The sequence below is a fragment of the Pseudomonas sp. NPDC089918 genome (assembly GCF_050280605.1).
Taxonomy (GTDB): domain Bacteria; phylum Pseudomonadota; class Gammaproteobacteria; order Pseudomonadales; family Pseudomonadaceae; genus Aquipseudomonas.
In genome coordinates, this window is the sequence record NZ_JBNNVP010000111.1 from 1 (window position 1) to 1,206 (window position 1,206).

Annotated in this window: 1 protein-coding gene; it reads left to right on the plus strand. The window is 60.0% G+C overall.

The window, feature by feature from the left end:
- Window positions 1-1,206, plus strand: a 1,206-nt coding sequence (locus tag ACQKPC_RS30410) for an NAD-glutamate dehydrogenase domain-containing protein (protein WP_427628339.1), incomplete at both ends; no start/stop codon positions are given.

A 1,206-nucleotide genomic window follows, 5' to 3' on the forward strand; every position in this document is an offset into this window, starting at 1 on the left:
TCCGAGTCCGTGCTGGCCCGCGTGCAACTGATTCTGCGGGTCGATCCGAAGAACCGTCTGGACATCGACCCGGTTCTGCTGGAAAAAGAAGTGGTGCAGGCCTGCCGCAGCTGGCAGGACGACTACGCGAGCCTGGTGGTCGAGAGCTTCGGCGAAGCCCAAGGCACCAACGTGCTGGCCGACTTCCCGAAAGGCTTCCCGGCCGGTTACCGCGAGCGTTTCGCAGCCCACTCGGCTGTGGTCGACATGCAGCACCTGCTAAGCCTGAACGAAAAAAATCCACTGGTGATGAGCTTCTATCAGCCACTGGCTCAGGTCTCTGGCCAGCGCATGCTGCACTGCAAGCTGTATCACGCCGATACCCCGCTGGCACTGTCCGACGTATTGCCGATCCTGGAAAACCTCGGCCTGCGCGTGCTGGGTGAATTCCCGTATCGCCTGCGTCACAACAGCGGCCGCGAATTCTGGATTCACGATTTCGCGTTCACCGCCGCTGAAGGCCTGGAACTCGACATCCAGCAACTCAACGATACTTTGCAGGACGCCTTCGTCCACATCGTGCGTGGCGATGCCGAGAACGATGCGTTCAACCGCCTGGTGCTGACCGCCGGCCTGCCATGGCGCGATGTCGCGCTGCTGCGTGCCTACGCTCGTTACATGAAGCAGATCCGTCTGGGCTTCGACCTGGGCTATATCGCCAGCACCCTGAACAACCACACCGATATCGCTCGCGAGCTGACCCGGTTGTTCAAGACCCGTTTCTACCTGGCGCGCAAGCTCGGCAGCGATGACCTGGAAGACAAGCAGCAACGCCTGGAACACGCGATTCTCAGCGCACTGGACGACGTCCAGGTGTTGAACGAAGACCGCATCCTGCGTCGTTACCTGGACCTGATCAAAGCGACCCTGCGGACCAACTTCTACCAGACCGATGCCCACGGTCAGAACAAGTCCTACTTCAGCTTCAAGTTCAACCCGCACCTGATTCCAGAGCTGCCGAAGCCGGTACCGAAGTTCGAAATCTTCGTTTACTCGCCTCGCGTCGAAGGCGTGCACCTGCGTTTCGGCAACGTTGCTCGTGGTGGTCTGCGCTGGTCCGACCGTGAAGAAGACTTCCGTACCGAAGTCCTCGGCCTGGTAAAAGCCCAGCAAGTGAAGAACTCGCCCGTACCGGCAAGATGTTCGCCTTCGAGCACGCCGGGATCA